The following is a 23,821-nucleotide window of genomic DNA, read 5'->3' as shown; positions in this document are numbered from 1 at the left end:
GCACGAAGCGCCGCGAGTCGTGGCAATGCCGCAACGAAGCCGAAACAAAAAGGGCGGTGCCGACCGATACGGCACCGCCCCCGAGGCGTCGCGATTGGCTACGGCAGCACGCTCAGTGCGCGGCCTCCCCGCCCACCAAGGCCGGCAGGCGATTGCCTTCGTCGTCGATCTGCAGCGGGCCGGTGCCCGAGAACCGATCGAGCGCCAGATAGATCACCGGCGTGATGAACAGCGTGATCACCTGCGAGAACAGCAGGCCGCCCACCACCGCCAGGCCCAGCGGCTGGCGCAGCTCGGCGCCCGCGCCCAGGCCAAGCGCCAGCGGCAGCGCGCCCATCACGGCGGCGAAGGTCGTCATCATGATCGGGCGAAAGCGCAGCAGGCAGGCCTGCCGGATCGCGCGCGCCGGGGCCATGCCCTGCTCGCGCTGCGCCGCCAGCGCGAAGTCGATCATCATGATGGCGTTCTTCTTGACGATGCCGATCAGCATCAGCACGCCGATGGTGGCGATCAGAGACAGCTCCACGTCGAAGATAAAGAGCGTCAGCAACGCGCCGACGGCCGCCGACGGCAGGCCGGCCAGGATGGTCAGCGGATGGATGTAGCTCTCGTACAGCACGCCCAGCAGCGTGTAGATCACCGCGAGCGCCGCCACCAGCAGCAGCACCTGCGTAGCCTGGGACGACTGGAACACCGCCGCATCGCCGCCCCAGCTCGTGAAGATCGAACCCGGCATGGCGATCTCTTGCTTGTAGCCATCGATCTTGGCGGAGGCCGCGCCCAGCGCCGCGCCCGGCGCGAGGTTGAACGACACCGTCACCGAGGGCAGCTGGCCCTGGTGGTTCACGGCAATCGGCCCGACCCGGCGCTCGGTAGTAGCGAAGGCGGAGATCGGCACCATCTGCCCGGTCTTGCTGCGCACGTAGATCTTGGAGAACGCGGTCTCGTCGGCACGGTCAATGTCGGCCGCCTGCAGGATCACGTAGTAGTTGTCGATCGGCGTGTAGATGGTCGACACCTGGCGCTCGCCAAAGGCGGAGTACAGCGCCTGGCGCACGTCCTGGATCTGCACGCCCAGCGCGTTGGCCTTGTCGCGGTCAATCGACAGCTGCGCTTCCAGGCCCGACTGCTGCGAATCGCTGGTGACATCGCGGAACAGCGGATCGGCGCGCATCTTGCCCATCAGCTTGTCGGAGTACTCCTGCAACTGGCCGGCCTTCACGCTTTGCAGCGTGTACTGGTAGCGGCTCTTGCTCTGGCGCCCGCCCAGGCGCAGGTTCTGCACCGGCGAGAAGTAGACCGCCAGGCCGGCGATGCCCGAGACGTCCTTGCGCAGGGACTCGACCACCTTGGCCATCTTGGGGCGCTCGCCCAGCGGCTTGAGCTCGATGAACATGCGGCCCGTGTTGATGGCGGGGGAGGGCCCACCACCGATCGAGATCACGATGCTGCGCACCGCCGGGTTCTTGCGCATGCGCTCGGCCGCATCGCGCAGGCGCTCGGCCATGGCGTCGAAGGAAATATCCTGCGGGCCTTCGGCATTGACCTGGATCTGCCCGATGTCTTCTTCCGGGAAGAAGCCCTTGGGAATCATCACGAACAGCACCGCGGTCAGCACGAAGGTCAGGCCGGCCACCGCCAGCACCGACTTGCGGTGCGCCAGGCACCAGTCAAGCCCGCGCGCATAGCGGTGGAGCGTGAATTCGAACAGGTTCTCGAACCACTGGGTGGAGCGCAGCCCGATGGTCTGCTTCTGCACGATGGCCGGCGCGTGGCCGGCATCCGCGTGGTCGCCATAGGCATGTTGCGACTCGTCGATCGGCACGTTCTCGGCCGACAGGAAGCGCGCGCACAGCATCGGGATCAGCGTGAGCGACACCAGCGCCGATACCAGGATGGCCAGCGACACCACCGCCGCGAACTCGTGGAACAGCAAGCCGATCACGCCTGGCATGAAGAAGATGGGGATGAACACCGCCACCAGCGAGATCGAGATCGAGAGGATGGTGAAACCCATCTCGCGCGAGCCGACCAGCGCGGCCTTGAGCGGCGGCACGCCCTCCTCGATATGGCGCACGATGTTTTCCAGCATCACAATGGCGTCGTCCACCACCAAACCCACGGCGAGCGTGATGGCCAGCAGCGACACATTGTCCAGGCTGTAGCCGAAGGCCTTCATCAGCGCCACCGTGCCGATCAGCGAGATGGGCAGCGACACGGTCGGAATCAGCGTGGCGGCGGCGCGGCGCAGGAACAGGAAAATCACCATCACCACCAGCCCGACGGTCAGGGCCAGCGTGAACTGCACATCGTGGATGGATTCGCGGATCGACTGCGAGCGGTCGTTGACCACCGCCACGTTGACCGAATCCGGCATCTGCTGGATCAGGCGCGGCAGCGCGTTCTTGATGGCGTCCACCACCGCCACCGTATTGGCATCCGGCTGGCGCAGCACGGCCAGCACGATCGAGCGCTCGTTGTTGAGCCAGCTGCCGGTCTTGATGGTCTCGACGCTGTCTTCCACATCGGCCACGTCAGACAGCCGCACCAGCGCGCCGCTGGGCTGGCTGGCCACGATGATGTTGCGGAACGCGTCGGCGCTGGCAAGCTGGCGGTTGGCCTGGATGGTGAGCGTCTGGCGCGCGCCGTCCAGCGTGCCGACCGGTGTATTGGCGTTGGCACGGTTCAGCGCCGTGGCCAGCTCATCCAGCGTGAGGCCGCGCGCGGCAAGCGCGTCCGGGTGGGCGCGCACGCGCACGGCGAAACGCTTTTGCCCGAATACCTGCACCTGCGCCACGCCTGGCAAGGTGGCCAGGCTAGGCGAGATCAGGTTGTCGCCGAAGGCGTTGAGCTCGGCCAGGCTCATGGCCGGCGAGTTGATCGCCAGCAGCAGCACCGGCGCATCGGCCGGGTTGACCTTGCGGTACGACGGCGGCACCGTCATCTCGATCGGTAGCGCGCGCTGCGCGCGGAACAGCGCCGCCTGCACGTCCACGGCCGCGGCGTCGATGTCGCGGTCGTTGTTGAACTCGATGGTGATGCTGGAGTTGCCGAGCGTGTTCGACGAGCTGATCACCGACACGCCGGGAATGGTGGCGAACTGCTTTTCCAGCTGGGTCGCCACCGAGGCCGCCATGGTCTCGGGGCTGGCCCCGGGCAAGGTGGCCGTGACCTGGATCACCGGCGAGTTGAACGACGGCAACGCCGCGATCGGGATGGTGGGGTAGAGCGCAATGCCGGTGACGATCACTGCCAAGCACAGCAGGATCGTCATCACCGGGCGGCGGATACAAAGCTCGGACAGGGTCATGGTGTCAGTGCCCTGGGCTCAATGCTTGGCATTGGCGTTAGCATCGGCGGCGGCAGCGCTTGCCGCGCCAGCCTTGGCCGCGGGCGTCGCTTCCCGCACCATGCTGCCGGCGCGCAGGTTCTGCGCGCCTTCCACCACCACGCGCGTGCCGGGCGGCACGCCGTCGATCACGGCGGCGCTGGCGGTGGAGACTTGCACCTTCACCGGCATCGGCTTGACGCGGTTGTCCGCCTGCACCGCGTAGACAAAGCGGCCTTCCGGCCCCGTCACCACCGCCTGCGGCGGCACCGACAGCGCGTTCTTCAAGGTCTGCACCACGGCGTCCACGTTGGCATACGTCCCGGGCCACAGGCGCTGCTCGTCGTTGTCGAACTGCGCCTTGATGCGGATGCTGCCGTACTGCGGGTCCACCGTGTTATCCACAAAGCTGATCTTGCCGGTCACAGGGGTCTTGCTGCCGTCGTTGGGCAGCGCGGTCACGGCAACAGGGCCGGCGTGCAGCGCCTCGCGCAGCGCGGCGAGCTGGCGCTCGGGCAGGGTGAAGGTGACGGCAATCGGCTGCACCTGGGCGATGGTGACCATCGGCAGGGCGCTGTTGGGCATCACCAGCGAGCCGGGGAACATATTGATCACGCCGGTGCGCCCGCCGATGGTGGCGCGGATGGCGCCGTAGCTGACCGCCACGCGGCTGGCCTCGATGGCGGCCTGGTCGGCGCGCAGGGTGGCCTCGAAGCCGTCGACCTTGGCCTGGGCCGTGTCCACCGCGCTCTTGGAGATGAAGTTGCGCTGCAGCAATTCATTGCTGCGCACCAGCGTGCGGCGGGCATCGGAAAGGTCAGCCTGGTCGCGCATCAGCTGGGCCTGGGCCTTGGCGAGGTTGGCCTCGTCCATGCGGGTGTCGAGCGTGAAGAGCAGGTCGCCCGGCTTGACCGTCTGGCCTTCCTTGATATGCACGGTGCGCACGGTGCTGGACACTTGCGGGCGGATCTCCACCGTGGCGAGCGCGCTCACTGTGCCGTTGGCCGTCACCCGCAGCGGCACGTCGCCCTGCTGCACCACCGCAGTGGCCACCACCACCACAGGCGGCGCCTTGGCCGCCGGCTTGGGCGCCGTCCAGGCACGCCAGCCGAACCATCCGCCAGCAGCCAGCGCAATCAAGACCGCGCCGAGCAACCAGGGCGACACCCCCTTGCCGGTACCCGTGGAAGGACTCCACTTAGCGTCGACGAAGCCCTTGGCCTGGTCGATCCCGTTCGTTTTCATGTGAGGACTCTCTGACAGTGCGCGCAAAATGCGCCCGCTCCCCCGTGGCCCGGCCTTCTGGGAAGCCGGTGCCGCGCCGCGGAAAACCGCTAGTAGTACAGGATCAAGGGCGTTGAAGGCCAGTACCCATGCAATCCGCGCCATTACAAACTATTACAGCGCGAAGGGATACTTGCTTGTATCGAGAGCCAAACATTATCAGAAAAGCAGGATCTGGCGGCCATTGCGTTGCCGCGCGTTGATGCTTTCTATCGACACATCGCGCGGTCCCGGCTTGATGATCACCGCGGCGCCGGCCTGGAGATCGCCGGGGGTGACTACGCTCAGGTAAATGCCGGAATAACCGCTTTGCACCATATGCTTGATCGCATGGCGGTAGCCCATCACGGCGTTGAACTTGTAGCAGGGCTGGCGCGGCGACTCCACCTGGAGCACTACGTCGCCAATGCGCAGCAGATCCCCCACCCACAGATCAGTCTCGAGCACGCCCTCCAGGGTCAGGTTTTCGCCCATGGCGCCTGGCACGAGCGGCTTCTCGGCCTCGGGCAGCCGTGCTTCCCGGCGGCGCGCGTTCCACCAGGCGTAGTGTTCGGCCGGGTAGGCGTAGACCGCCTTGTCCAGGCCACCGTGCACGCTCAGGTCGGCCTGTTCGTCACCCGCCAGCCCCAGCGGACGCACCGCCACCGACAGCGGGTGCAGCAAGGTGCTGAGCGGATGCTTGCGGATGCCGGACATCACCACCGCCTCGGTGCCCACCGCCGCCACGACGAGCGGGCCCGCCTTGCCGACGCTGATGGCGATGAGGCGCATGCCGTTGGATGTGCTCATGCCGTCTCCTTGATCCTGTGTCCTTTATCTTAGCGCCGGGATTTTCCAAACAGAGGTATCAAGCGGCTGCCACGTGTGCGGCGCCGCACGGCTGGCGGCATTGTTCGCTTTGTCTGCTTTGTCCAGTGGGTCGATGAGCCGGTTGGCTCAGGCCTGCTGCCGCGCCGTCTCGCGCAAGCACCCGCGCTGCCCCAGCACCCGAGCGCGCTGCGACACCACCAGCGCCAGCAGCATCAGCACTGCCGCACCCCAGTGCAGGGAGTCGGCGCCGGCGGTTGCGTAGATCGCCGCGCCGCCCATCGCGCCCAGGGCCTGGCCGAGGTAGATGGAAGACGAGTTGAGCGAGATCGATACCGCCGCGCGCTCCGGCGCCAGCGCTACCAGCCGCGCCTGCTGCGCGCTGTTGGTGGCAAAGCCGCCGACACCCCACAGCATGAAGATGAGCACCAGCGCCACCGGCCCCAGTGTCGCCAGCGGCCACAGCAGCATGGCCGCCAGCGAGGTCAGCATGGCGGCCTGAACGATGCGCGCGGGCGTGGCCCGATCCATGCGCGACGCCGCCAGCACATTGCCGCTGACGCCGCAGGCGCCGTAAGCCAGGAACATCAGGCTGAGCGTGCCGCCGCTGATACCATGCACGTCGCGCAGCAGCGGGGCAATATAAGTAAACAGCGTGAACATCCCGGCCGACTGGATCATGGTGGTGGCCACCACCAGCACCATCGGCGTGTGCCGCAGCACCGCACCCCAGGCCGCCCGGCCCACCGGTTCCACATACAGCCGCGCCGGCAAGGCCCGCCACACGCCCACCGACGCGCCCAGCGCCAGCAAACCCACCAGCCCCATGCTGAAGCGCCAGCCCAGCGTGCTGGCGATCCACGTCCCCATTGGCACGCCCACCACGCTGGCCACGCTCCAGCCCAGGAAAACAAAGCTGATGGCGCGCCCGCGCGTCTGCGCGTTGACTAGCAACGGCAGGGTGGCGGCGGCTTGCGGGGTGAAGATGGCCGCGCCGATCGCGCTCAGCAAGCGGATCGCCATCAGGCTGGCAAAGCTCGGCGCAAAGGCCGCGGCCAGGTGCATCGCGGCATAGACCAGCAATGAGCCCGCCAGCAGCAGCCGGCGGTCGATGCGCGAGCCGAGCGTGGCGAACAAGGGCGCGCCGACGCAGGTCGCCAGCGCAAACACGGAGATCAACTGGCCCGCGGTGCCGGCTCCAAGCTGGAAATCGCCGGCAATGTCATTGAGCATGCCGGTGACGATCATCGCGCCGGTACCGATGACAAAATTGCCAAGGCACAGCATCACGAGCCTGGGATCCATGGCGACGGGGGCGGAGAAGGAGGTGCGGAGGACGAAAAACGCGGCCAGAGGCCGCGCGCGAAGTCCGAGTGTAGCGGTTTTGCCCGGTTCGCGTTGAGCGTAGCGCACTCGCCGGCGGGGAGGCCGGCGGGGCGCTCGCCTGCGGGCTAGCGCTTAGCGCGACAGCGCCGGCGTCAGCGCCTTGGGATTGGCGATGCTGTCATGCTTGCCGCTCAGCACATCGAGTATGTTCTGGAAGGCGATGCGGAAGTACATCTCATAGCTTTCGCGTTCGACATAGCCCAGGTGCGGCGTGCAGATGCAGTTTTCCATGCGCAGCAGGGCGTGGCCCTGCAGGATGGGCTCGGACTCGAACACATCGACCGCCGCCATGCCGGGGCGGCCGCGGTTGAGCGCGGCCAGCAGGGCGTTTTCCTCGACCAGCTCGGCGCGGCTGGTGTTGACGAACAGCGCGGTGGGCTTCATGCGGGAGAAGTCGGCCAGCTTGACCAGCCCACGGGTCTCGTCACTCAGGCGCAGGTGCAGCGACAGCACGTCGCTGTCGGTAAACAATTGCTCCTGCGACCCGGCCACGGCCAAGCCGTCCGCGCGCGCGGCGTTCTGCGAGTTCTCGCGTCCCCATACCAGCACTTTCATGCCGAAGGCGCGGCCGTAGCCCGCCAGCAGCTTGCCGATCTTGCCGTAGCCCCAGATCCCGAGCGTCTGCCCGCGCAGCACCTGGCCCAGGCCGAAGTTGGGCGGCATGGTGGTGGACTTGAGCCCGGACTGCTGCCAGGCGCCATGCTTGAGGCTGGCCACATACTGGGGAATGCGGCGCTGGGCCGCCATGATCAGGGCCCAGGTGAGCTCGGCCGGGGCCACGGGCGAGCCCGCGCCTTCCAGCACCGCCACGCCGCGTTCCGTACAGGCCTCGACATCCACATGGCCGCCAACGCGCCCGGTCTGGCTGATGATCTTGAGCTTGGGGAGTTTTTCCAGCAGTTGCCGGGTGATGCGCGACCGTTCGCGGATAAGCACCACGGCTTCCACGTCGGACAGGCGTGCCGCCAGCTGGCCAACGCCCTTGACAGTGTTGTTGAACACCTTGACGTCATGGCCATCGAGCAGGCTGAAGCACGACAGCTTGCGAACGGCATCCTGATAATCGTCGAGTACGGCAATCTTCATCGGAAACTCTATTTTGGCTATCGCAAGGTGCGCACACCCACATTGCCGCGCACCCATCAACGTTATAGTTTTAGCATCTGCCGCCCGACACCGCACCGAGTGCGCAACGCGGCGGGAACAATCCCGCGCGACGCGAAAGTGAGCCGACGGACAGGCAAACGAGACAATACGGCATGGCCCGGAATCGCGCACAAACATTGCTGCGGAGCAAAAAACAGCGGCGAGCGGCGGTGGTATCCTTGCCGGTTCCGGTGCCGCCCCAGATTGTCGGTCGAGCCTTGCTCCCGTCACCCGGGCCGCGCCGGACAAAGCCTGCCCGGCCCTGCCACAGGCGAAGCGCCACTGTAGCGCAGCCGCGGGGCCTGTCGCGACCTTTTGCGCAGTTCCGGTCGCTGTGCAGTTGTAACGGGATGTGACGATCCTGGTCAGAGCCGTCCTATGCGGCCCGGTGCGGAACCAGCGGCGAATTGCCGCGGTCTGCCCAGGTCATGGGGCGCTGCCAGCCGTCTCCCGACCGCGGCAACCGGCCTGGCTTTGCAAGATTTCCTTTACGCTTTGGAGTAGCAGTATGAACCACCCCGCCATGCAGGGCACGCCCGCACTCAACGTACCGGCCTGGGTCAAGCACCAGAAGCTGGTCGCCTGGGTGGCCGAGTTCGCGGCCCTCGCCAAACCCGACAATATCTACTGGTGCGACGGCTCGCAGCAAGAGTACGACCGCCTGTGCGAGCAGATGGTCGCCGCCGGCACCATGAAGCGCCTGAACCCGGCCAAGCGCAAGAATTCGTTCCTGGCGCTGTCCGATCCGTCCGACGTGGCGCGTGTGGAAGACCGCACCTTCATCTGCTCGCAGAAGAAGGAAGACGCCGGCGCCACCAACAACTGGACCGCCCCGGCTGAAATGCGCCAGACGCTGTCCGGCCTGTTCGACGGCTGCATGCGCGGCCGCACGCTGTACGTGGTGCCGTTCTCGATGGGCCCGCTGGGCTCGCCGATCGCCCACATCGGCGTAGAGCTGTCGGATTCGCCGTACGTTGCCGTCAATATGCGCATCATGACCCGCATGGGCCGCGCCGTGTTCGACGTGCTGGGCACCGATGGCGAGTTCGTGCCGTGCGTGCACACCGTGGGCAAGCCGCTGGCTGCCGGCGAGAAAGATGTGGCCTGGCCGTGCAACCCGACCAAGTACATCGTCCATTTCCCGGAAACGCGCGAAATCTGGTCGTATGGCTCGGGCTACGGCGGCAACGCCCTGCTGGGCAAGAAGTGCTTCGCACTGCGCATTGCCTCCACCATGGGCCGCGACGAGGGCTGGCTGGCCGAGCACATGCTGATCCTGGGCGTGACCTCGCCGGAAGGCAAGAAATACCACGTGGCCGCCGCGTTCCCGTCGGCTTGCGGCAAGACCAACTTCGCCATGCTGATCCCGCCCAAGGGCTTCGAAGGCTGGAAGGTCACCACCATCGGCGACGACATCGCCTGGATCAAGCCGGGCCAGGACGGCCGCCTGTACGCCATCAACCCGGAAGCCGGCTACTTCGGCGTGGCCCCGGGCACCAGCGAGAAGACCAACTTCAACGCGATGGCTACCCTGAAGGAAAACGTCATCTTCACCAACGTGGCGCTGACCGATGACGGCGACGTGTGGTGGGAAGGCATGAGCAAGGAAGCCCCGGCGCACCTGATCGACTGGCAGGGCAAGGACTGGACCCCGGCCATCGCCAAGGAAACCGGCGCCAAGGCTGCCCACCCGAACGCCCGCTTCACCGCCCCGGCAGTGCAGTGCCCGTCGATCGACGATAACTGGGACAACCCGGCTGGCGTCGCCATCGATGCGTTCATCTTCGGCGGCCGCCGCTCCACCACCGTGCCGCTGGTGACCGAGGCGCGCAACTGGACCGAAGGCGTCTACATGGCCGCCACCATGGGCTCGGAAACCACCGCCGCCGCTGCTGGCCAGCAAGGCGTGGTGCGCCGCGACCCGTTCGCCATGCTGCCGTTCTGCGGCTACAACATGAGCGACTACTTCGGCCACTGGCTGGCGCTGGGCAAGAAGCTGGAAGCGTCCGGCGCCAAGCTGCCGGGCATCTACTGCGTCAACTGGTTCCGCAAGGATGAGGCCGGCAACTTCGTGTGGCCGGGCTTTGGCGAGAACATGCGCGTGCTGTCGTGGATGATCGACCGCGTCGAAGGCCGAGGCAAGGGCACCGACCACGTGTTCGGCACCTCGCCCAGCTTCGAGGACCTGAACTGGGAAGGCCTGGATTTCACCAAACAGCAGTTCGAGCAGGTCACCTCGATCGACCACGCCGCCTGGCAGAAGGAACTGGAGCTACATGAGGAGCTGTTCACGCAACTCAAGCACAACCTGCCGCAAGCCCTGGTGGATGCCAAGGCCGCGCTGGCCAAGCGTCTGGCTGCCTAAATAACAGGCACATCCACCGAAGCCGTCGAACAGGCCAAAGCCAGGCGCCACGACGACGGCTGTCGCTCCCTCTCCCCTCAGGGGGAGAGGGCCGGGGAGAGGGGTGGCTTAGCTAGGAGCCACTTGAAGCGAAGCCCGTGGTGTTCTCCAGCACGCAGGCATGACGAGCGCCCGCCCTCTCCCCCAGCCCCTCTCCCGCGCGCGGGAGAGGGGCGCGCGACAACGCAGATCCAGCTTCGTCAGCAAGCGCTAAAGCCCACTCCGTCAACTGGAGTGGGCTTTTTTCATTGGGAGCCGGTCGGGCCACCCTCCGTGCTCCCTTGCTCCACGGCGAACTTCACCAGCTCCGCGCGGCCTTCGATGCCCAGCTTGCGCCGCAGGTTGAGCCGGTGGGTCTCGATGGTGCGTACCGACACGCCCAGCGCGGCGGCAATGTCCTTGTTGGCCTGGCCGCGGCCGATGCAGTTGAAGATGTCGCGCTCGCGCGGGGTAAGCGCATCGAGCGGCCCGGCGGCCGGGGTTTGCTCGGCCATGCTGCGGGCAATGCGGGCGCTGTAGAAGACGCGGCCGGCCAGCACCGCGGCAATCGCGGCCATTAGCTCGTCGGCGGGTGCATCCTTGAGCACATAGCCGCGCGCGCCGGCTCGGATCGCCTGGCGCACGTATTCGAGGTTGTCGTGCATCGACACGATCAGCACGGCCAGCTCCGGATAGTCCTCATGCAGCGCGGCGGCCAGCGCGATGCCGCCCATGCCTCGCATGCCGATATCGGTGATGACCAGTTCAGGCATGTGCTCGGCGCTGGCCCGCGCCAGCCAGGCCAGCGCCGCCTCGCCGTCGTCGGCCTCGCCCACCACCGTGAGCTCGGGTTGCAGGCTAAGGCGCATGCGCATGCCGTCGCGCACCAGCGCGTGGTCGTCGATCAACAGGACGCGGGCGGGGGCGGGGGTCATGAGCGGGGGTTTCCTTGTGAATCTGGCGAATCCGGCGAATCCGGCGAATCCGGGTTGTGGCGTGTGGCCGACTGCGCCGGCACCACCGGCACCACCGGCACCGCCGCGCTCAGCCGGGTCGAGCCCGGGCCGGAGACGATATCGAACTCGCCGCCCAGCGCGGCGATGCGCTCGCGCAGGTTGCGCAGGCCGATGCCGCGCTTCGGATCGAGCTGCATGCGCGCCACGTCGAAGCCGGCGCCGTCATCCTGCACGGTCAGCCGGGTAGCGTTGGCATCGAACGCCAGCCCCAGCGTGACATGGCGCGCATGCGCATGCCGCTCCACATTGGTCAGCGCTTCCTGGGCGATGCGATAGAGGGCTGTGGCCTGCTCGTCAGCGAGTTCGCGCGGCTTGCCCGTGTGCGACACGGAAATCTGCAGCCCGCTGCCTTCCTGCATCTCGCGTGCCAGGTGCTCCAGCGCGGCGAACAGGCCAAGGTCATCAAGCAGGGCAGGCCGCAGGTTGCGCGCCACCCGGCGCACCTCATTGAAGACCGTATCCAGGCGGACCAGCGCCGTGCCAAGCACGGGCGCCACCGACTGGCCCTGGTCCGGGGCCATGCGCAGGCGGTTGGCGGCCGTCTCCAGCAGCAGCTTGACCGACACCAGCAACTGGCTGATGCCATCGTGCAACTCGCGCGACAGCCGCGCGCGTTCCTCTTCCTGCGACTGCACCACGCGCTGCGCCAGCTGCCGCAGCTTGGCGTCGGCCTCGCGGTGCTCGCTCACATTGAGCGCCAGGCCGCTGGCGGCCACCAGCAGGATGCTGATCGCAGCAATCACGCCGATCCACGCCATGGTCTCGCGAATATCGGTCTCCGCCCGCGCATCGAGCTGGCGCAGGGTGCGCTCCACGTCGTCGAGATAGATGCCGGTGCCCAGCATCCAGTTCCACGCCGGCACGGCGACCACGTAACCCAGCTTGGGGGCCAGTTGCTGCGAGGAGGGTTTTCTCCACATATAGCGCACCGACCCACCGCCGGAGCGGGCCGCGGCGATCAGCTTCTGGATGGTGAGCGCGCCCTGCGGGTCCCGCAGGCTCCATAAATCCTGTCCGACCAGCTCGGGCTGGCGCGGGTGCATCAGATTGCGGCCTTGCAGGTCATAGAGGAAAAAATAGCCGTCGGGGCCGTAGTCCAGGCGCGCCAGGGCCTGCATGGCGGCGTCACGGGTGGCCGCATCGTTGTGGCCCGAGCGCACCATCGGCGCGATCGCGCTTTGCGCCAGTTCTACGTAGTGACGCAACTCGGCTTCCTTGCTCTGCAGGTAGGCCGCCTCGACCAGGGCGCGCTCGTGGCTTGCCAGCTGGGTGGCTTGGTAGCGCACGGCCAGCGCGATGCCGAACATGGCCACGGCGAGCGGCGCGACGGCCAATAACAGGATTTTCTGACGGAGTTTCATCGGGACCGGGGTAAACACGGATGACGCGCAAGCGGCATGCGAGCGTCGATCTACGTAGTAACACGCAGCATCGCTGCGTAGTTCCGCGCTTGTGCCGCCAGGGACGGGTGTCAATACTACACGCCAGACGCACGCGCGCCGCTCAAGCGGCGTAATGCACGCGTCCTGCGCAGTGGGTGCGGCTAGCGTCTATGCTGTTTGCATCGCCCGCCTGCGACGACCAGATCCGGATCTTGCGAGACATACCGGGCGCCGACGGAGACATGGCAGGGACCATCCCGCCACCCCCCCTCCGCCCGCCGCCACCAGGGGACGCCGCCCAGGCGCCCCCCTTGCTTCCGGCACCTGCCGCCGCCGGCATTCCTAAAAATGGTCTGAGGAGACCCTCATCATGAATCGCATCGGGCAACACCTGGTGTGGCTGGCCGTCGCCATCCTTGGCGCCTTCGCCTTTGCCACCGTTGCACTGTCTCGCGGCGAAGCCGTCAGTGCCTTGTGGATCGTGGTCGCCGCGATCTGTATCTATCTGATCGCCTACCGCTACTACAGCAAGTTCATCGCCGAGAAGGTGATGCAGCTCGACCCCAAGCGCATGACGCCGGCCTGGCGCCATAACGACGGGCTGGACTACGTGCCGACCAACAAGGCCGTGCTGTTCGGCCACCACTTCGCCGCCATTGCCGGCGCCGGCCCGCTGGTGGGTCCCGTGCTGGCCGCGCAGATGGGCTATATGCCCGGCATGCTGTGGATCCTGGCGGGCGTGGTGTTTGCCGGGGCAGTGCAGGACTTCATGGTGCTGTTCATCTCCACGCGCCGCGACGGCCGCTCGCTGGGCGACCTGATCAAGTCCGAGATGGGCACGGTGCCAGGCATGATCGCGTTGTTCGGCTGCTTCATGATCATGATCATCATCCTGGCGGTGCTGGCACTGATCGTGGTGAAGGCGCTGGCGGATTCGCCCTGGGGCACGTTCACGGTGGGGGTGACGATTCCTATCGCCCTCTTCATGGGCATCTACACGCGCTATATCCGCCCGGGCCGCATCGGCGAGGTGTCGGTGATCGGCTTCGTGCTGCTGATGCTGGCCATCATCGGTGGCCAGTACGTGCATGAAAGCGCGGTGCTGGCACCGTTGTTTACGTACGACGGCAAGGCGCTGACGTGGATGCTGATCATCTACGGCTTTATCGCTGCCGTGCTGCCGGTGTGGCTGCTGCTGGCCCCGCGCGACTATCTCTCCACTTTCCTGAAGATCGGCACCATCATCGCGCTGGCCATCGGCATCCTGATCGTGGCGCCGGAGTTGAAGATGCCGGCGTTCACCCAGTTCGCCAAGGGCGGCGGCCCGGTGTGGTCGGGCAACCTGTTCCCGTTCCTCTTCATCACCATCGCCTGCGGCGCGGTGTCGGGCTTCCACGCGCTGATCTCCTCGGGCACCACGCCCAAGCTGCTTGAGAGCGAAGCGCATATGCGCTTTATCGGTTACGGCGCGATGCTGGCCGAATCGTTCGTGGCCATCATGGCGCTGGTCGCGGCCTCGGTAATCGAGCCGGGTGTGTACTTCGCCATGAACAGCCCGGCAGCCGTGATCGGCACCTCGCCGGAATCGGTGGCCCAGGTGGTGTCGGGCTGGGGCTTCGTGATCACGCCGGATGTGCTGATCCAGACTGCCAAGGACGTTGGCGAGAACTCCATCATCTCGCGCGCCGGCGGCGCACCGACGCTGGCGGTGGGGATTGCCCACATCCTGCACCAGGTGGTGGGCGGCCAGGCCATGATGGCCTTCTGGTACCACTTTGCCATCCTGTTCGAGGCGCTGTTCATCCTGACCGCGGTGGACGCGGGCACCCGCGCCGGGCGCTTCATGCTGCAGGACCTGCTGGGCAGCTTCGTGCCCTCGTTCCGCCGCACCGACTCGCTGCCGGCTAACCTGATCGCCACCGCGCTGACCGTATCGTTCTGGGGCTACTTCCTGTACCAGGGCGTGGTTGACCCGCTTGGCGGCATCAACACGCTGTGGCCGCTGTTCGGCATCTCCAACCAGATGCTGGCCGCGGTGGCGCTGGTGCTCGGTACCTGCGTGCTGGTGAAGATGAAGCGCGGGCAATACGCCTGGGTCACCCTGGTGCCCACCATCTGGCTACTGATCTGCACGCTGACCGCCGGCTGGCAAAAGCTGTTCGACGCCGATCCCAAGGTCAGCTTCCTGACCCACGCGGCCAAGTTCAGCGACGCCATCGCCCAGGGCAAGGTACTGGCCCCGGCCAAGTCGATGGAGCAGATGCACCGCATCGTCTTCAACGACTACCTGGATGCCGGGCTGTGCGCGCTGTTCATGTTCGTGGTGCTGTCGATCGTGTTCTACGGTTTCAAGACCGCGATGAAGGCCCGCGCGGAAAACCGGCCGACCGACCGCGAAACCCCGTTTGAACCGATGCCGGCTTCGGCTTCGGCACAGCATTGAGTGCGTGCGCTGGCCACCGGCCAGCGCTCACCCGATGTCGGGATTGGAATTGGATTTGGATTTGGAATTGGATTTGGAAACAGGAGATCCATCATGCTTGAGCAACTTGGAACCATGGGACGCTACCTGGGCCAGTCCCTGCGCCTGATGGTGGGTTTGCCGGATTACCAGACCTATGTGGCGCACATGGAGGCCACCCATCCCGACCGCGAGCCCATGACCTACGAGGCGTTCTTTCGCGAACGGCAGGAGGCCCGCTACGGCGGGGGGCAGGGAAAATGTTGCTGATCTGCACGTGGCACGCGGTTCGCTCAGGGGGGGGAATGCGAGTGCGCGTAGCCGCACAACAGTCCTAACCCCGTAGTAACTCCGCGCTTCACGCCGTTAAAGAACGGGCCGCCAATTCTGGCGGCCCGTTTTACGTTTCTGCAGCGGTTACAGGGCCTTACACGTGGTTACAGCAAGCTCGCGGCTACATCTCTACACTTGCGTCACAGTTGCTCAACCCAAGGAAGAAGAACATGTCTCGGCATCCCGTTCGCAGTTTCACCCTGGCCATCGCCCTGGCGGCATCCGCGCTGCCGGTGTTTGCGGGCGATATGAATAATGCCCTCGGCGGCGCACTCGGCGGTGTCGCCGGCGCGGCGGTCGGTGGCGCTCTCGGCGGCTCGACCGGTGCGGTGATCGGCGGCGCGGTTGGCGGCGGCGCAGGCGGTGCGGTCACGTCCAACCGCCGCGAGCGCACTGGCGCCATCATCGGCGGCGCGCTGGGCGGTGGCGCAGGCACGGCGGCGGGCAACGCCATGGGCGGGCGCACCGGCGGCCTGCTGGGCGCAGCGGTTGGCGGTGGTGCGGGCGCCGCGCTGGGCGGCAACGTCTCGCGCAGCAACTCCTACGCTGACGAACGCGGCCGCGGCTACCGCGACGACCGCTATTACCGCAGCGGCTATAAGCGCAAGCACGGCCGTGGTCACCACCATCACGACGACTGATCTGCCTGGCGCAGGTGGGGATCATCCCCGCCCGCCGGCAGCCGGCCTGCGATGCCGGCAACAAGAACGGGCCATGACTGGCCCGTTTTTTTATGCCGTGATTTATGTCGCTGCGGCCCGAAAACCTCGCCGGGGGTATCATGCATCACCCGACACCGACAAGCGTGTGCAACAAAGCGGTGCCCCAAAAGCAAACACGCCCGTACCGGCGTGGTACGGGCGTGTCCTCCAGTTAGTACGGAGAAGGCGCTTTCGCACCCTCCCCGTCGGCCTGTGGAGATCAGCCGAAAGGGGCGGAACCGCCATAAGACGCGGTTCCCGCCGACAGGCCGCCTGAATTACAGGGCAGCGGCGCCGTCGGTAAATACGTCGAACTTGCCGGCCTTGGCGCCGTCGGTGTACGGGTCGAACTTGCCAACGCGGGCACCGTCCGTGAACGGGTCGAACTTGCCGGCACGGGCGCCGTCGGTGAAGCTGTCGAACTTGCCAGCCTTGCCGCCGTTGCTATAGACCGAGGTCTGGGTGGCGCGGGCGCCATCGGTGTACGGGTCGAACTTGCCGGCCTTGGCAAAGGCGGGGGCGGCGGTCAGGGCGGCTGCGAGCGTGGTGGCAGCGGCGATCAGGGCGAAACGTTGGCTTTTCATGATTGAATCCTTTCCACAGGCAGGACACCTAGTCTTCTCAGCAGCCTTCGCTGCAATGCGGCATCCGATGGCTCCATATTAGGTATTTCCCTGATATGAATAAACATTGCCCCCGACAATGATTAGTTGTAGTTTTGACAATAAATAGCCCACTTTCCGTAAAAGTTCGCGGGCAAGACTGGAGACTATGTCATGGACCGGCTGCAATCGATGCGCGTCTTTTCCAAAGTGGTCGAACTGGGCAGCTTTGCTCGTGCAGCGCAACAATTGGAAATGTCCAATGCGGTAGTCACGCGCTACGTAGCCGACCTGGAGAGCCACCTTGGCACGCGGTTGCTGAACCGCACCACCCGCAGCCTGTCGCTGACTGACGCCGGGGAGACCTACCTGCAGCGTTGCCAGCAGATCCTGGAAGATGTGGAGGAGGCCGAATCGGTAGTGACGGCGCGCAGCCAGTCGCTCTCGGGCACACTGCGGCTGGTGGCGCCGGTGATGTTCGGCCTGCACCTGCTGCCCGCCACGCTGGCACGTTTCCAGGCCCTGTATCCCGAGGTGGTGTTCGACGTGCTGTTATCGGACCGTATCGTCGATATCGTCGAAGAGGGGCGCGACGTAGGCGTGGTGTTGTCCGACCTGGGGCTGGGCTCGCACCTGGTGGCGCGCCCGCTGATCTCGGCAGAGATCATCCTGTGCGCCTCGCCAGGCTACCTGCGCCAGCACCCGCCGCTGCGCCAAGCGCACGAACTGACCAACCACCGCTGCATCGCGATGCGCATCCCCACCGCTGAGCATGAATGGACGCTGTCGGGCCCGGAGGGCGAGGTAACGGTGCCGATCCGCCCGGGCCTGCTGTGCAGCAATGCCGAGTTGGCGCACCAGGCGGCGCTGGCCGACATGGGTGTGGCGATGCTGTCTGCCTATCTGGCGCGGCCGAATATTGAAGCGGGGCGGTTGACGCACATCCTCCAGCAATACCGACTGCCGAAGCGCGATGTCAGCGTGGTCTATCCCAGCCGCAAGTTCCTGCCGACCAAGGTCCGCGCCTTTATCGATTTCCTGCTCGAAGAGGGCAAGATCCGCAACGACAACCAATAAGGGGAACGCAGGATCGAGGGCTACTAAAGGGGGAAGGGAAGCGCGGAGCCGGCGTCCTGCCGGCTCCGCGAGCAACTCACTCTTCCTCGGCGTCGGCCGTGGCTTCGTCGTCGGCGCGGGACTTGCCGGTAGCGCGCTTGGCTGCTGGCGTCTTGGCCGCGGCTTTCTTCGCTGCGGGGGCCTTCTTGGCGGCGGGAGCTTTCTTGGCCGCCACCTTCTTGGCCGGCGCCTTGGCCTTGCTCACCGTTTCGCCAGCCTGATCCTCGTCGCCAGCCTTGGCGGACGCGGTCTTGGCCGCGGCGCCCTTGGCCGCCGTCTTGGCGCCCGCCTTGGGCTCGCGTGCCTCGAACTCGAAGCCGATCTTGCCGTCCGGCTGCTTGGCCAGGAAGGCCTTGAAGTTGCGCCCGGTGCGCGATGACTTGAAGCCGGTCAGCAGATCCGTACGGCCCGCGCCCAGCAGCTTGCCGATCTGCTCGCGCGAGATCTCCTGCTGCAGGATGATCTTGCCCGTGGTGAAGTCACAGCTCTTGGGCACGGCCACGCTGTTCTCGCACACGTACTTCATGCCGTGCTCGTAGACCGAGCCACCGCACTTCGGACAAGCGCCAACCGCTTCCTGGCCGCTGAAGTCGACCGGCTCGCCGTCGTTGTCGTCGTCATTCTGGCCGAAGTCGAATTCCATCTTGTAGTGGCCTTCGTCGTCCTTGCCCAGCTTCAGGATGGCGGCAAACGGCCGGCCCATCTTGCTGCGGAAACCCTGCAGCGGACCAATTTCCTTCTTCAGCAGCAGTTCTTCGACTTCGTCGATCTCGAACTGGCGCCCACCCGGGATCTTGCTGATCGAGAACTCGCACGCGGTGCAGGCAAAGCGGCGGTAGTTCTCCTTGACCTGGCTGCCGCACTGCGGGCACGGCGTGGCCAGCGTGGCGTAGTCGCCCGGGATGGTGTCGCTGTCGTATTCCTTGGCGCGCTTGACGATCTGCTGCGTCATCTGCGCGATCTCGCGCATGAACTCGTCGCGCTTCAGGCCACCGCGCTCGATCTGCGACAGCTTGTGCTCCCATTCGCCGGTCAGCTCGGCCTGGGTCAGTTCCTGCACGCCCAGGCCGCGCAGCAGCGTCATCAGCTGGAAAGCCTTGGCGGTGGGAATCAGCTCACGGCCTTCGCGCACCAGGTATTTCTCGGCGAGCAGCCCTTCGATGATGGCCGCGCGCGTGGCTGGCGTGCCCAGGCCCTTGCCGGCCATGGCCTCGCGCAGCGCGTCGTCGTCCACCAGCTTGCCGGCGCCTTCCATGGCGGACAGCAATGTGGCTTCGTTGTAGCGTGCGGGCGGCTTGGTGGTCAGCATCACGCCGTCGACCTTGTCGACCTTGACGCGCTCGTCCTTGGCCACCGCCACCAGGTTGGCATCGTCGCCCTGGGCTTCACGCCCGTAGACCACCAGCCAGCCGGGATTGACCAGGACCTTGCCTTCGGTCTTGAAATGATGGCCCGCCACCTCGGTGACACGAGTGGTGACCTGGAACTCGGCCGCCGGGAAGAACACCGCCAGGAAGCGGCGCACCACCAGGTCATACAGCTTCTGCTCGGGCTCCGAGAGGTTCTTCGGGGCTTGCAGCGTCGGGATGATAGCGAAGTGATCGCTGATCTTGCTGTTGTCGAAGATCTTCTTGTTGGGCTTGATCCACCCGCTGGCCAGCACCTTCTTGGCATGCGGCAGGTAGTTGGGCGAGCTCTCGGCCAGCATGTCCATGGTCTGCTTGACCGTGTCCATGTAGTCCTCGGGCAGCGCGCGCGCGTCGGTACGCGGGTAAGTCAGCACCTTGTGCTTTTCGTACAGCGCCTGGGCCAGGCCGAGGGTGTTCTTGGCCGAGAAGCCGAAGCGCGAGTTGGCCTCGCGCTGCAGCGTGGTCAGGTCGAACAGCGCCGGCGACTGCTGCGTGGACGGCTTGGACTCTTCGGTGACGGTGCCGGTCTTGTCACGGCAGGCCGCCACGATGCTCTTGGCCTCGGCCTCGCTCCACAGGCGCGACTCGCGCGTCTCGGGATCGAACTCGCTCTTCTTGAACTTGGGGTCGAACCAGCGGCCTTCGTAAAGGCCGGCGGCGGCGATGAACTCGGCGCGCACTTCCCAGTAGTCGCGCGGGACGAACTTCTTGATCTTCTCTTCGCGCTCTACGACGATCGACAGCGTGGGGGTCTGCACCCGGCCAACCGTGGTCAGGAAGAAGCCGCCGCCCTTGCTGTTGAACGCGGTCATGGCGCGCGTGCCGTTGATGCCCACCAGCCAGTCGGCTTCCGAGCGGCAGCGCGCGGCGTCCGCCAGCGGCAGCATGTCGGCATCGTCGCGCAGGCGGGCAAAGCCGTCGCGGATCGCCTGCGGCGTCATCGACTGCAGCCACAGGCGCTGCACCGGTTGCTTGGCCTTGGCATGCTGCTGGATCAGGCGGAAGATCAGTTCCCCTTCGCGCCCCGCGTCGCAGGCGTTCACCAGACCGGTAACGTCCTTGCGCTTGATCAGGCGGTTGAGCACCTTCAGCCGCGACTCGGTCTTGGCGATGGGGCGCAGGTCGAAGTGGGGGGGAATCACCGGCAGGTTGGCGAAGCTCCACTTGCCTCGCTTGACTTCGTATTCGTCCGGGGCGGCGATTTCAACCAGGTGGCCGACGGCCGACGAAAGAACGTAATCGTCACTTTCGAAGTATTCGTCATGCTTGGTAAAGCCCCCGAGGGCACGGGCTATATCGGCAGCAACCGATGGCTTTTCCGCGATGATGAGGGCTTTTGACATGGATCGGGTCCTTGCTGGCCGCACTCTGGCGGCCTGCGAATTGTTGCCACTAAGGGCTCTGCACTATATGTAAACAGCGAGCTTGGGGCTTTGAGGCGCCAATAATAAGCGCGGTTCCGACGGCGGTGCAAGCAAGCTGCCGTCGCCGTCGCCGTCAAACAGGCGCTGCTGGCATGTGGGCCGGCCCTGAACAGCCACCGCCCACTTCGTTTTTTGACTGCGATCCGGCGCTCATGCTCCTGGCTTGCGCCAGACGCCGATGACCGGGGTTAGTCGTCGTTAGCGTGCGGCGCCAGCCACTCCAGCACGTTCGGCACCGCTGCGCCGGCCGTTGGCACCATCGCCGCGCCGCGCGCCAGCATGCGCTCGAGCACTTCAATATGCGGCAGCAGCGTGCCGTAGAACTGCGGCGCGCCGCCCGCCGCGGGTTGCACCAGCAGCGTCGGAAAATTATCGATATCGAGATCGCCCAGCTGGTCGGCATGGGTTTCGATATCGATCCAGACGAAGCAATCGCCGGGAAACCGGACGGCAAGCGCCGCGAACGCCTCCTGGTAGGTCCCGCAGGTGCCGCACCAGGCTGCGCACAGGCAGGCTACCAGGCGGCCTTGCGGACGCGCTGCCAACACCTGGGCGATTGCGCCCGAGTCCTGCTCCGGAAAGTAAACGGTCATGATGGGGGAAACATGAGCCTTTTCAGGCACGGGAAATCGTTTGATTGTAGCGGTCGCCAGGAAATCCGTATTTCGGCCGGCGGTACCAGGGTCGCTCACTAGCTTACCCGGCGATAGACATTGCCCGGCAGCCGCTCCACCGAGCCCGCCAGTTCCAATGTCAGCAGGCTGGCCACCACTTGCTCGGGCGGCAGGGCAGTGCGCGCACACAGCGCGTCCAGCGTGACGGGGTCGTGGGTGAGCGTCAGGCCCAGGACATCGTCCAGCGCCGGCATGGGCGCAGGCGCCACCGGCCGGGCGGCATCCCCGGCCATGCCGAGTTCCTCGAGCACATCCTGCGCGGTTTCCACCAGCTTGGCGCCCTGGCGGATCAGCAGGTGGCAACCCTTGGACAGCGGCGCATGGATCGAGCCGGGAATGGCATAGACCTCCCGTCCCATCTCGGCTGCCAGCCGCGCGGTAATGAGCGACCCCGATCGCGCCGCCGCCTCCACCACCAGCACGCCGCGCGCGAGCGCCGCGATGATGCGGTTGCGCTGGGGAAAGTGGTGGCTGCGCCCGGGCATGCCAAGCGCAAACTCGCTGACGATGGCGCCATGGGCCGCGATGCGGTGGGCCAGGTCGCGATGGCGAGCGGGGTAGACCAGGTCGGCACCGGTGCCGATCACCGCCACGGTGCCGCCAGCACCTTCCAGAGCACCTTCCAGAGCGCCTTCCAGTGCCCCCTCGTGCGCTGCGCCATCGATGCCCAGCGCAAGCCCCGACACCACCGTCAGCCCGGCGCCGGACAACACGCGGGCAAAGCGTCGCGCATCCTCCGTGCCCTGCACGGTGGCGCTGCGCGCACCGACCATGGCAATGGCCGGGCCGCCAAGCGCGCCCAGCTGGCCTTTGACGTACAGCACCAGCGGCGGGTCGGACAGATCCAGCAAGGCACGGGGATAGGCGGCATCGGCCAGCGTCACCACATGGTTGCCCGGCTCGGCGGCCCAGGCCACGGTGCGCTCGACCAGCGCCATGGTGACAGCATCGGGCGGTGCCAACAGCGCCCGGGCTTGCTTCTCGGGGATGACCGCCGCCAGTGCGCTGACGGTCTGCGCCAGCAGCTGGTGCGGCAGCCCGAAGGTGGCCAGCAACTGGCGCAAGGCTCCTGTGCCCAGGCCACGGGCACCGGTCAGCCGCAGCCACGCCTCGATATCGGCAGCGCTGCGGGTGGTGGGCACCGGCGCCGGGTTGGCGCCGGTTGCTGCCAGCCCGGTCAACGCGGCGAAGTCACGCGGTCGCCCACCTCGATCGCGTTCGAGGCATCGGTGACCAGGGCATAGGCCACGCCGGGAAACACGCGGAACACGAAGGCCAGGCCATAGCGCTCGTCGGGCAACTGGATGGCGCGGTTGCCATCCGTGCGATCGCGCACCACCTGGCCGGCGCGGGACAGCGCGAGCACATGGCCGGGCTCGAGGCCCGCGGCGGTGCCGATATTGAGCACGACCACCTGCTTGGCGCCGCCGAACTGCACGCCGCCGTAGACCGCCGCGATGCGGCCATCGAGCATGACATCCGGCGCGCGGGGCACATAGCGCACCGGCTCGCGCGCCGGCTGGGGCATCAGCAAGGTGCCAGAGCCCATTTCCTGCTGGGCCGCCGTGACCTTGACGGTAGTTACCGCGTCGAAGCCTTCCGGCGGGCGCGACACACGGACATTGCCCTGGTACTCGGCTTCATAGCCCAGCACGCGCCCGGTAACCGGGTCCTTGACCGGCTTGACCGGCTTGAAGGCCTGCCAGTCGCTGCCGACCACCGCCTCGGGCGGGGAAATGCCGCGCGCATAGGCTGTGTCGCCCATGCCCAGGTAGACCCGCGACTCGGGCAGGGCGATGATGCGCGCCGAGGTCTCCAGCGTGCCCTGGTCCACCACCAGCGGGCGGATCAGGAACGGCTCGATGTCCTTGGCGGGAATGCTGGCGATGGCGCCATCGGGCCCGCCTTCGCTGCGCACGCTTGGCGTGAGCCGCACCGTGCCGCCAGCATCGGGGCTGGTGGAAAGCCAGGCGCGGCCGTCGCGCTGAATCAGGTACAGGACCTGGCCGGGATAGATCAGGTGTGGATTGCGGATCTGCTGCTGGTTCATCCCCCACAGCTCGGGCCAGCGCCAGGGCTGGCGCAGGAAGCGCCCGGAGATCCCCCAAAGCGTGTCACCCCCTCGCACGACATACTGCTGGGGCGCGTCCGAAGCCAGGTCAGCAGCGGCAATGCCTTGCTGCGCGGTAACGGCGGCCTGGGCCCGCTGGGCCGGGGTGACGGTAAGATCGGCGGCATGTACTGGCGCCCCTGTGACGGCAGTGATTCCGGCCGCACACAACATCCAACGGGCAAACGCGTACGGCCTGCGGCCCGGCGCCGCCTGGTGTTCTTTGGTAAGATCGCGCATTTTCTCGAACCGGCTGGCA

17 protein-coding genes are annotated in these 23,821 nt (G+C 66.4%); 5 read left to right on the top strand and 12 right to left on the bottom strand.

Annotated elements, in window-relative coordinates; all coding sequences use genetic code 11:
- Positions 1-112 precede the first annotated feature (112 nt).
- The 5 genes from AC1Q7Q_RS30140 to AC1Q7Q_RS30120 form a co-directional block, all read right to left on the bottom strand.
- Positions 113-3,310, bottom strand: a complete 3,198-nt coding sequence (locus AC1Q7Q_RS30140) for an efflux RND transporter permease subunit (RefSeq protein WP_492375459.1) — start codon at positions 3,308-3,310, stop codon at positions 113-115.
- An 18-nt stretch (positions 3,311-3,328) separates the two neighbouring features.
- Entirely contained in the window at positions 3,329-4,573 is a 1,245-nt protein-coding gene (locus AC1Q7Q_RS30135) for an efflux RND transporter periplasmic adaptor subunit (RefSeq protein WP_492375460.1), read from the bottom strand.
- A 198-nt stretch (positions 4,574-4,771) separates the two neighbouring features.
- Positions 4,772-5,401, bottom strand: coding sequence for an MOSC domain-containing protein (locus tag AC1Q7Q_RS30130; protein WP_492375461.1), 630 nt, complete (start codon positions 5,399-5,401; stop codon positions 4,772-4,774).
- A gap of 147 nt (positions 5,402-5,548) precedes the next feature.
- Complete coding sequence (locus AC1Q7Q_RS30125) at positions 5,549-6,724, bottom strand: MFS transporter (RefSeq protein WP_492375462.1); 1,176 nt, start codon at positions 6,722-6,724, stop codon at positions 5,549-5,551.
- Positions 6,725-6,877: 153 nt separating this feature from the next.
- On the bottom strand, positions 6,878-7,891 hold the full coding sequence (locus tag AC1Q7Q_RS30120) for a D-2-hydroxyacid dehydrogenase family protein (RefSeq protein ID WP_492375463.1): 1,014 nt from the start codon (positions 7,889-7,891) through the stop codon (positions 6,878-6,880).
- A gap of 568 nt (positions 7,892-8,459) precedes the next feature.
- Here AC1Q7Q_RS30120 and AC1Q7Q_RS30115 point away from each other — a divergent pair.
- Positions 8,460-10,316, top strand: coding sequence for a phosphoenolpyruvate carboxykinase (GTP) (locus tag AC1Q7Q_RS30115; RefSeq protein WP_492375464.1), 1,857 nt, complete (start codon positions 8,460-8,462; stop codon positions 10,314-10,316).
- A 284-nt stretch (positions 10,317-10,600) separates the two neighbouring features.
- Here the strand turns inward: AC1Q7Q_RS30115 and AC1Q7Q_RS30110 are convergent, their stop codons facing one another.
- Both AC1Q7Q_RS30110 and AC1Q7Q_RS30105 read right to left on the bottom strand, forming a co-directional pair.
- Positions 10,601-11,269 (bottom strand): response regulator, encoded by a 669-nt coding sequence (locus AC1Q7Q_RS30110; RefSeq protein ID WP_492387246.1) that lies wholly within the window; start codon positions 11,267-11,269, stop codon positions 10,601-10,603.
- Positions 11,266-12,711 carry a cache domain-containing protein gene (locus tag AC1Q7Q_RS30105; RefSeq protein WP_492376162.1) on the bottom strand — a complete coding sequence of 482 codons (1,446 nt, stop codon included), beginning with the start codon at positions 12,709-12,711 and terminating at the stop codon, positions 11,266-11,268. Before AC1Q7Q_RS30105 ends, AC1Q7Q_RS30110 begins: the two co-directional genes overlap by 4 nt.
- Before the next feature lie 391 nt (positions 12,712-13,102).
- On the opposite strand from AC1Q7Q_RS30105, the gene AC1Q7Q_RS30100 reads away from it, so the two are divergent.
- The 3 genes from AC1Q7Q_RS30100 (at position 13,103) to AC1Q7Q_RS30090 (ending at position 16,167) form a co-directional block, all read left to right on the top strand.
- Entirely contained in the window at positions 13,103-15,175 is a 2,073-nt protein-coding gene (locus AC1Q7Q_RS30100; RefSeq protein ID WP_183035997.1) for a carbon starvation CstA family protein, read from the top strand.
- 93 nt (positions 15,176-15,268) lie between these two features.
- Positions 15,269-15,463 (top strand): YbdD/YjiX family protein, encoded by a 195-nt coding sequence (locus AC1Q7Q_RS30095; protein WP_006162283.1) that lies wholly within the window; start codon positions 15,269-15,271, stop codon positions 15,461-15,463.
- A gap of 233 nt (positions 15,464-15,696) precedes the next feature.
- The gene (locus AC1Q7Q_RS30090; protein WP_043350936.1) at positions 15,697-16,167 is read left to right on the top strand and encodes a hypothetical protein; all 471 of its coding nucleotides are present in this window, start codon (positions 15,697-15,699) and stop codon (positions 16,165-16,167) included.
- A 338-nt stretch (positions 16,168-16,505) separates the two neighbouring features.
- On the opposite strand, the gene AC1Q7Q_RS30085 is transcribed toward AC1Q7Q_RS30090, so the two are convergent.
- Positions 16,506-16,811: a hypothetical protein gene (locus AC1Q7Q_RS30085; protein WP_150987611.1), complete on the bottom strand. Its 306-nt coding sequence runs from the start codon at positions 16,809-16,811 to the stop codon at positions 16,506-16,508.
- Between the two features lie 192 nt (positions 16,812-17,003).
- On the opposite strand from AC1Q7Q_RS30085, the gene AC1Q7Q_RS30080 reads away from it, so the two are divergent.
- Complete coding sequence (locus AC1Q7Q_RS30080) at positions 17,004-17,906, top strand: LysR family transcriptional regulator (protein WP_150987609.1); 903 nt, start codon at positions 17,004-17,006, stop codon at positions 17,904-17,906.
- A 76-nt stretch (positions 17,907-17,982) separates the two neighbouring features.
- On the opposite strand, the gene AC1Q7Q_RS30075 is transcribed toward AC1Q7Q_RS30080, so the two are convergent.
- The 4 genes from AC1Q7Q_RS30075 to AC1Q7Q_RS30060 all read right to left on the bottom strand — a co-directional run bounded on the left by AC1Q7Q_RS30075 (position 17,983) and on the right by AC1Q7Q_RS30060 (position 23,802).
- Positions 17,983-20,697 carry a DNA topoisomerase III gene (locus AC1Q7Q_RS30075; protein WP_492376173.1) on the bottom strand — a complete coding sequence of 905 codons (2,715 nt, stop codon included), beginning with the start codon at positions 20,695-20,697 and terminating at the stop codon, positions 17,983-17,985.
- 269 nt (positions 20,698-20,966) lie between these two features.
- Positions 20,967-21,371, bottom strand: coding sequence for a thioredoxin family protein (locus AC1Q7Q_RS30070; protein ID WP_492376172.1), 405 nt, complete (start codon positions 21,369-21,371; stop codon positions 20,967-20,969).
- A gap of 98 nt (positions 21,372-21,469) precedes the next feature.
- Positions 21,470-22,633, bottom strand: a complete 1,164-nt coding sequence (gene dprA / locus AC1Q7Q_RS30065; RefSeq protein ID WP_492376171.1) for a DNA-processing protein DprA — start codon at positions 22,631-22,633, stop codon at positions 21,470-21,472.
- Positions 22,630-23,802, bottom strand: coding sequence for a LysM peptidoglycan-binding domain-containing protein (locus tag AC1Q7Q_RS30060; RefSeq protein ID WP_492376170.1), 1,173 nt, complete (start codon positions 23,800-23,802; stop codon positions 22,630-22,632). Before AC1Q7Q_RS30060 ends, dprA begins: the two co-directional genes overlap by 4 nt.
- Between the last annotated feature and the right edge of the window lie 19 nt (positions 23,803-23,821).

Source organism: Cupriavidus sp. GW823-FHT07A04 (assembly GCF_058794615.1).
This window is presented reverse-complemented; position numbering and strand designations above follow the sequence as displayed.